Raw genomic sequence first — 8266 nt, 5'->3', positions numbered from 1 at the left:
CCGGCGCCAGCACGAACACCACCCGGTCCACCTGACGCGGGACGATGTCCTCCTTCAACGCCAGCTTGACGCCGTCGGCGAGCCCCTGCAGGAGGCCGAACGGCCCGGCCCGGTTGGGCCCGACCCGCAGCTGCATCCGGCCGATGACCCGCCGTTCCACCCACATCGACAGCAGCACGGTCAGGACCAGGAAGACGAAGATCGCCAGCACCTTGCCGCCGATCAGCCACCACGGATCGCGGCCGAAGCTGTCCAGCGTCGGGTCGGTCTGCGCGGGACCGGCGGCCAGTACGGACGACACCCTCATGCTCATGACGCGCCTCCGGCAGAGATCGTGACCACGCTTCCGGCCGCCGCGCCCAGGTCCCGGTACAGGTCGCAGCCCGCGGACTTCGCCGGCAGCCAGACCACCCGGTCCGGCAGGTCGGGGGTGACCTCCAGCGGCAGCGTCACCGCGCCGCGCCCGGTCGAGACGGTCACCGCGCCGCCGCCGGCCGCGCCGATCTCGGCGGCGGTGCCGGGCGACAGCCGCGCCACCGCCGGCTTGGCGGTGCCCGCCAGGTACGGTTCGCCGTCCTGCAGCCGGCCCCGGTCGAGCAGCATCCGCCAGGTGGCCAGCAGCGCCTCGCCGGCGTCCGGCTGCGGTTGCACGCCCTGCGCGACGCTCGGCGCCGCGGGCCGCTCGCCCTTGTAGCCGCCCAGCGCGGTCAGCTCCCGCTTGGCCGCCTCCGGGCCGGGCAGCGCCAGGTGCACGTCCATCTCCCCGGCGAGCGCGTCCAGCACCCGCAGGTCGGACATCCGCCCGGCGGACTTCAGCACGGTGTCGAACGGCCGGCCGCGGCCCTCCCAGTCGACGAACGTCCCGGACTTCTCCGCGACGGCCGCGACCGGCAGCACCACGTCGGCGCGGTCGGTGACCGCGCTGACCCGCTGCTCCAGGCTCACCACGAACGGGGCCGCCTCCAGCGCGGCCAGCGCCGCCGCCGGGTCCGGCAGGTCGTAGGGGTCGATGCCGCCGACCAGCAGCGCGCCCAGCTCCCCGGCCTTCGCCGCGGCGAGGATGCCGGCGCCGTCCCGGCCGGGAGCGGCGGGCAGCTCGGCCACGTTCCAGGCGCGGGCGACCTCGGCGCGCGCGTCCGGGTCGGCGACCGGACGGCCGATCGGCAGCAGCCCGGGAAGCGCCCCGGCCTCGATCGCGCCGCGCTCACCGGCCCGGCGCGGCACCCAGGCGACCCGGGCGCCGGTGGCCTGGGCCAGCCGGTGCACGCTGGACAGCGCCCCGGGGCTGCCGGCCAGCCGCTCGCCGACCAGGATCACCGCGCCGGGCGACTCCAGCGACGTCCTGGCCTCGGTGCTCTGCCCGTCGGCGACCAGCGAGCCGAGGACCTCCGCCTCCGCTCCCGGCGCCGCCGGCAGCAGCGTGCCGCCCAGCTTCTGGAGCCCGCGGCTGGCGAACGGCGCGACCGAGAAGACCTTCAGGCCGCCCTTGCGGTGCGCCTTGCGCAGCCGCAGGAAGACGATCGGCGACTCCTCCTCCGGCTCGAACCCGGCCAGCAGCACCGCGGGCGCCTTCTCCAGGACGGAGTAGGACACCCTCATGGCACTGCCCGCCACCGAGGACACCAGGAACTCGGCCTCCTCGCGCGAGTGCGCGCGGGCCCGGAAGTCGATGTCGTTGGTGCCGAGCGCGACCCGGGCGAACTTGGCGTAGGCGTAGGCGTCCTCCAGCGTGACGCGGCCGCCGGTCAGCACGCCCGCTTTCCCGCGCGCCGCCGCCAGGCCCCGCGCCGCGAGGGTCAGCGCCTCCGGCCAGGACGCGGTCTCCAGCACCCCGTCCTCGTTGCGGACCAGCGGGTGGGTCAGCCGGTCGGGCTGGGTGGCGTAGGTGAACGCCCACCGGCCCTTGTCGCAGTTCCACTCCTCGTTCACCTGCGGGTCGTCCCCGGCCAGCCGCCGGGTGATCTTCCCGCGCCGGTGGTCGGTGCGCAGCGCGCACCCCGAGGCGCAGTGCTCGCAGGTGCTCGGCGACGACACCAGGTCGAACGGCCGGGACCGGAACCGGTACGCCGCGCCGGTCAGCGCCCCCACCGGGCAGATCTGCACCGTGTTGCCGGAGAAGTAGGACTGGAACGGCTTGCCGTCGGCCGCCCCCACCTGTTCCTTGGCGCCGCGCTCGAACAGGTCGATGAACGCGTCCCCGGCGATCTGGTCGGAGAACCGGGTGCAGCGGGCGCACTGGATGCAGCGTTCCCGGTCGAGCAGCACCTGGCTGGACAGCGCGATCGGCTTGGGGAAGGTCCGCTTGGCCTCGGTGAACCGCGTCTCGCCCCGCCCGTTGGACATCGCCTGGTTCTGCAGCGGGCACTCGCCGCCCTTGTCGCAGATCGGGCAGTCCAGCGGGTGGTTGATGAGCAGCAGCTCCATCACGCCGTGCTGGGCCTTGTCGGCCACCGGCGAGGTGAGCTGGGTCTTGATGACCATGCCCGGCATCACCGTGGTGGTGCAGGACGCCTGCGGCTTGGGCATCCCGCGGCCGTTGCCGGCGTCCGGGATCTCCACCAGGCACTGCCGGCAGGCCCCGACCGGGTCCAGCAGCGGATGGTCGCAGAACCGCGGGATCTGGATGCCGAGCAGCTCGGCGGCCCGGATGATCAGCGTGCCCTTGGGCACCTCGATCTCGAAGCCGTCGATGGTGACGGCCACCATGTCCTCGCGCTTCTCGACCGGCGCCTCGGGCTTGGTCGCGGTCACTTGGTCCCACCTCCCCAGAGGGTGGAGGCGGCCGGGTCGAAGGGACAGCCGCCCTGCTCGAAGTGCTGGAGGTACTCGTCCCGGAAGAGCTTGATGGACGAGACCACCGGGCTGGTCGCGCCGTCGCCCAGCGCGCAGAACGACCGGCCCAGGATGTTGTCGGACAGGTCCAGGAGCGTCTCCAGGTCCTTCTCCTCGCCCTGCCCGGCCTCCAGCCGCTTGAGCATCTGCTTGTACCAGTACGTGCCTTCGCGGCACGGCGTGCACTTGCCGCACGACTCGTGCGCGTAGAACTCCGACCAGCGCAGCACCGCCCGCACGACGCAGGTGGTCTCGTCGAAGATCTGCAGCGCCCGGGTGCCGAGCATGGACCCGGCCGCCCCCACCGACTCGAAGTCCAGCGGAACGTCCAGGTGCTCGTCGGTGAAGATCGGGGTGGACGAGCCGCCCGGCGTCCAGAACTTCAGCCGGTGCCCGTTCCGGATCCCGCCCGCCATGTCGAGCAGCTCGCGCAGCGTGATCCCCAGCGGCGCCTCGTACTGCCCGGGCTTGGTGACATGCCCGGACAGCGAGAAGATCCCGTACCCCTGGGACTTCTCGGTGCCCATCGCGGCGAACCAGTCCGCGCCGTTCTCGACGATCGAGGGAACCGATGCGATCGACTCGACGTTGTTGATGACGGTGGGGCCGCCGTAGAGCCCCGCGACCGCAGGGAAGGGAGGCTTGAGCCTCGGTTGGCCGCGGAACCCCTCCAGAGAGTCCAGCAGCGCCGTCTCCTCGCCGCAGATGTAGGCGCCGGCACCGGTGTGCACGACCAGTTCCAGGTCGAACCCGGAGCCGAGGATGTCCCGGCCCAGGTAGCCGGCCTCGTACGCCTCCGCCACCGCCTGCTGGAGGCGGCGGATCACATGCAGCACCTCGCCGCGCACGTAGATGAACGCGTGGTTGGAGCGGATCGCGAACGAGCTGATGACGATGCCCTCGATGAGCACGTGCGGATTGGCCATCATCAGCGGGATGTCCTTGCACGTGCCCGGCTCGGACTCGTCGGCGTTGACGACCAGGTAGCGCGGGTTGGGGCTGCTCGGCGGCAGGAACCCCCACTTCATCCCGGTGGGGAAGCCCGCGCCGCCGCGGCCGCGCAGCCCGGAGTCCTTGACCGCCTGGACGATCGCGTCCGGCTCCATGGCCAGCGCGTTGCGCAGCGCCCGGTAGCCGCCGTCGCGCTCGTAGCCCGCCCGGGTGAACGAGTCGGACCGGTCCCAGTTCTTGGTGAGGATCGGGGTGAGCGTGGTCATTGGTTGCGATCCTCCTGCGAACCGGGCTTCACGTCCCCGGCGATCGGCTTGCCGGGTTCGTGCGGCGGCGGAGCGATCTCACCCGGGGTGACCGGCTCGTGCGGACGCTCGCGGTCGACGTCACCGCGTGGCGCCGCCCAGCCGCGCTCCTTGGCCAGTTCCAGGCCGGCCAGCGACTCGGGCCCCGCCTGGACGCCCTCGTTCGCGCGCCCGTCGGGGAACCCGGCCAGCACGCGGGAGGCGTCCTTCCAGGAGCACATCCCGGACGGCCCGCGCGTGGGCGGCACCTGCTCGCCGCGGCGCAGGTCGTCCACCAGCTCCTTGGCCTTCTCGGGAGTCATGTTGTCGAAGAACTCCCAGTTGACCGTCATCACCGGCGCGAAGTCGCAGGCCGCGTTGCACTCGATCCGCTCCAGGCTGACCCGGCCGTCCGGGGTGGCCTCGTCATGACCGACGCCCAGATGCTCGCTCAGCTCGTTCCAGATCTGGTCGCCGCCCATGATCGCGCACAGCGTGTTGATGCAGACGCCGACGTGGTACTCGCCGACCGGCGCGCGCTTGTACATGGTGTAGAAGGTCGACACCCCGGTGACCTGCGCAGGCGTGATGCCCAGCTGCTCGGCGCAGAACTCCACGCCGCGCCGCGAGACGTACCCGTCCACCGACTGCACCAGGTGCAGCATCGGCAGCAGCGCCGAGCGCGGCTTGGGATAGCGGGCGATGATCTCCTTCGCGTCCCGCTCCAGCCGCTCCCGCACCGCCGGGTCGTACTCCGCGGGCGTCTCCTCGGCCGCTTCCAGGGCCGCGGGGTCCGCCTGCCGTTCCGCTGTCATCGATCCACACCCCCCATCACCGGGTCGAGACTGGCCACGGCCGCGATCACGTCGGCGATCATGCTTCCCTCGCACATCGCCGGGACGGCCTGCAGGTTGGTGAACGACGGGTCGCGGAAGTGCACCCGCCACGGGCGCGTGCCGCCGTCGCTGACCACGTGCGCGCCCAGTTCCCCGCGCGGCGACTCGATCGCCGCGTACGCCTGTCCGGCCGGCACCCGGAATCCCTCGGTCACCAGCTTGAAGTGGTGGATGAGGGCCTCCATCGAGGTGCCCATGATGTGCGCGATGTGCCGGGGCGAGTTGCCCATCCCGTCCGCGCCGATGGCCAGCTGCGCCGGCCACCCGATCTTCTTGTCCTCGATCATCACCGGGCCCTTGACCGACTGCAGCCGCTCCACGCACTGCTCGACGATCTTCAGGGACTCCTCCATCTCGTTCATCCGGACGAGATAGCGGCCGTACACGTCGCAGGTGTCCTCGGTGGCGACCTCGAAGTCGTAGGTCTCGTAACCGCAGTAGGGCTGCGACTTGCGCAGGTCCCACGGCAGCCCGGTCGACCGCAGCACCGGGCCGGTGATGCCCAGCGCCATGCAGCCGGTCAGGTCCAGGTACGCGATGTCCTTCGTCCGCGCCAGGTAGACCGGGTTGGCGTCCATCAGCTTGCGCATCGCCTGGATGCGCTTGGGCATCCGGTCGAGATAGTCGCGGATCTTGCTGAGCGCGCCGCTCGGCAGATCCTGCGCGACGCCGCCGGGACGCACGTACGCCATGTTCATCCGCAGGCCCGTGATCTCCTCGAAGAGATCAAGGGTGTACTCGCGCTCGATGAACCCGTTGAGCATGACCGTGGTCGCGCCCAGCTCCAGGCCGAACGTGGCGATCGCCACCAGGTGCGAGGAGATCCGGTTGAGCTCCATCATCATCACCCGGATGATCTGGGCCCGCTCCGGCACCTGGTCGGTGATCCCCAGCAGCTTCTCCACGCCCAGGCAGTACGCCGTCTCGTTGAAGATCGGCGCCAGGTAGTCCATGCGCGTGCAGAACGTGGTGCCCTGGGTCCAGGTGCGGAACTCCATGTTCTTCTCGATGCCGGTGTGCAGGTAGCCGATGCCGACCCGCGCCTCGTTCACCGTCTCGCCGTCCAGCGTCAGGATGATCCGCAGCACGCCGTGCGTGGACGGGTGCTGCGGCCCCATGTTGACGACCAGGCGCTCGTCGCCCAGGTCCTCCGCACCGGCCACGACCTGGTCCCAGTCCTGGCCGGAGACGTCGAAGACCTTGCCCTCGGCGGCCTCGCCCGCGGCGTAGGCGTCGTACTGGGTATATTTCGTACTGCTCATCGACCTGGCGAAACGGCCACTTCGAACTTACTTTCGAAGAAACCGCCCCTCCCTCCCCTCGGGCATGTGAGAGCGTAAGTGACGTCCGGTGGCGAAACCCAAACCATCGGATTCACCGCCGGGCTGGCGGATTGAGCCTGTGGAGCGGGCATAAGACCTCGGCTTGGGTTCGTCCCGGGGGCAATTCGCGGTGAAGCAGGAAGATCTCTGGGGCGACCCGGAGAATCCACTGCCTTCGGGTTGGTGGAGGATGTCAAACGTAAGACCTCCGCTCGTCGGGCGGCGGGATCTCCGCTCCACGGTATTCAACGGGGATCCCGCCGAGCGGGTAGTCCTTGCGCTGCGGGTGGCCGACCCAGTCGTCGGGCATCTCGATGCGGGTGAGCGCCGGATGCCCGTCGAACACGATCCCGAAGAAGTCGTAGGTCTCGCGCTCGTGCCAGTCGTTGGTCGGGTAGACGCCGACGACCGAGGGAATGTGCGGGTCGGCGTCGGGGCAGCTGACCTCCAGCCGCACCCGCCGGTTGTGGGTGATCGACAGCAGGTGGTAGACGGCGTGCAGCTCGGCGCCGGCGTCCTGCGGGTAGTGCACCCCGGACACGCCCGAGCACAGCTCGAACCGCAGGTCCGGCTCGTCCCGCATGGTCTGCGCGACGGCCTTGACGTGCTCCCGCTTGACGAAGAAGGTCATCTCGCCGCGGTCGACGACGACCCGCTCGATCGCGTCGCCGAAGTCGGGCAGAGTCCGCTCCAGCGCGTCGGCGACCTCGTCGAACGGTCCGGCCTCCGCCGCGCCCCCCGGGCCGCCGTACGGGCGGGGGGTCGACACCTTCGGGGTCTGCCGGACGACCAGCCCGCCGTATCCCGAGGTGTCGCCGGAGGTCTTGGCGCCGAACATGCCGGTCCGCGCGACCGGCTGCTCCTGGCGCCCCTCCTCCGACCGCGCGGGCAGCCGGTCGGCGCCCTGCTCGGCCTTCTGCTCCGGATGCTGCGAGCTCATAGGGCACCTCCGGACTGGCCCAGCAGCGGAAGCTGGCGGCGCTTGGCCTCTTCCAGCTCGGTGATCTGCTTCTTGCGCTGCGCTCCGAGCTTGGTGTTGGCCACCTTGTCGTGCAGCTTCAGGATCGCGTCCAGCAGCATCTCCGGCCGCGGCGGGCAGCCGGGCAGGTAGATGTCCACCGGGACGATGTGGTCCACGCCCTGCACGATCGCGTAGTTGTTGAACATGCCGCCGGACGAGGCGCACACGCCCATCGCGATGACCCACTTGGGCTCGGTCATCTGGTCGTAGATCTGGCGCAGCACCGGGGCCATCTTCTGGCTCACCCGGCCCGCCACGATCATCAGGTCGGCCTGCCGCGGGGTCGCCGAGGCACGCTCCATCCCCCACCGGGAGAAGTCGTGCCGCGGGTCGCCGGTGGCCATCATCTCGATCGCGCAGCAGGCCAGCCCGAAGGTGGCCGGCCACATCGAGCTGGCGCGCGCCCACCCGGCGACCTGCTCGACCGTCGTCAGCAGGAAGCCGCTGGGCAGTTTCTCTTCAAGACCCATGTCAGTCCCACTCCAGACCACCGCGCCGCCAGATGTAGGCGTACGCCACCAGCACGGTGAGGATGAACAGGACCATCTCCACAAGACCGAAAATCCCCATCCGGTCGAACGCGACCGCCCAGGGGTAAAGGAAGATGATCTCAATGTCGAAGACGATGAACAGCATCGCCGTCAGGTAGTACTTGATCGGGAAGCGGCCGCCGCCGACCGGCTGCGGGGTCGGCTCGATCCCGCACTCGTAGGCGTCCAGCCGCGCCCGGTTCCAGCGCTTGGGACCGGTGAGGGAGGCCATCAGAACGGAACCGGCGGCGAAGAGGAAGGCGAGCGCTCCCAGCACAATGATCGGAATATAGAGATCCATGTCTCTACTGCCTCTTCTCGCTACGTACAACGCTGTACGGGGCACGCCCCCGCGGGCGCCGCGCGGGGTGGTGCGCGGCGCCTGACGGGCGCGCCACGGCGGCGTTACCCTTTACACGTTCGTGACATG

Annotated in this window: 8 protein-coding genes; all 8 read right to left on the bottom strand. The window is 70.6% G+C overall.

Annotated elements, in window-relative coordinates:
• Positions 1-313: NADH-quinone oxidoreductase subunit H (locus ABD340_RS36340; protein WP_344595301.1), on the bottom strand; the 313-nt coding region annotated here is incomplete at its 3' end.
• Positions 310-2751: an NADH-quinone oxidoreductase subunit G gene (locus tag ABD340_RS36335; protein ID WP_344595300.1), complete on the bottom strand. Its 2442-nt coding sequence runs from the start codon at positions 2749-2751 to the stop codon at positions 310-312. The genes ABD340_RS36335 and ABD340_RS36340, both read right to left, overlap by 4 nt.
• Positions 2748-4049 carry an NADH-quinone oxidoreductase subunit NuoF gene (nuoF, locus tag ABD340_RS36330; RefSeq protein WP_344595299.1) on the bottom strand — a complete coding sequence of 434 codons (1302 nt, stop codon included), beginning with the start codon at positions 4047-4049 and terminating at the stop codon, positions 2748-2750. The genes ABD340_RS36335 and nuoF overlap by 4 nt, the downstream gene beginning before the upstream one ends.
• Positions 4046-4882, bottom strand: coding sequence for an NADH-quinone oxidoreductase subunit NuoE (nuoE, locus tag ABD340_RS36325; RefSeq protein ID WP_344595298.1), 837 nt, complete (start codon positions 4880-4882; stop codon positions 4046-4048). Before nuoE ends, nuoF begins: the two co-directional genes overlap by 4 nt.
• Positions 4879-6225, bottom strand: coding sequence for an NADH-quinone oxidoreductase subunit D (locus tag ABD340_RS36320; protein WP_344595297.1), 1347 nt, complete (start codon positions 6223-6225; stop codon positions 4879-4881). Before ABD340_RS36320 ends, nuoE begins: the two co-directional genes overlap by 4 nt.
• Before the next feature lie 253 nt (positions 6226-6478).
• Positions 6479-7225, bottom strand: coding sequence for an NADH-quinone oxidoreductase subunit C (locus tag ABD340_RS36315; RefSeq protein WP_344595296.1), 747 nt, complete (start codon positions 7223-7225; stop codon positions 6479-6481).
• Positions 7222-7776, bottom strand: a complete 555-nt coding sequence (locus ABD340_RS36310; RefSeq protein WP_344595295.1) for a NuoB/complex I 20 kDa subunit family protein — start codon at positions 7774-7776, stop codon at positions 7222-7224. The genes ABD340_RS36315 and ABD340_RS36310 overlap by 4 nt, the downstream gene beginning before the upstream one ends.
• Before the next feature lies 1 nt (position 7777).
• Positions 7778-8137, bottom strand: coding sequence for an NADH-quinone oxidoreductase subunit A (locus tag ABD340_RS36305; RefSeq protein ID WP_344595293.1), 360 nt, complete (start codon positions 8135-8137; stop codon positions 7778-7780).
• Positions 8138-8266: the final 129 nt, after the last annotated feature.

The sequence above is a fragment of the Actinomadura vinacea genome (assembly GCF_039532545.1).
In the GTDB taxonomy this organism is placed as follows: domain Bacteria; phylum Actinomycetota; class Actinomycetes; order Streptosporangiales; family Streptosporangiaceae; genus Spirillospora; species Spirillospora vinacea.
This window is presented reverse-complemented; position numbering and strand designations above follow the sequence as displayed.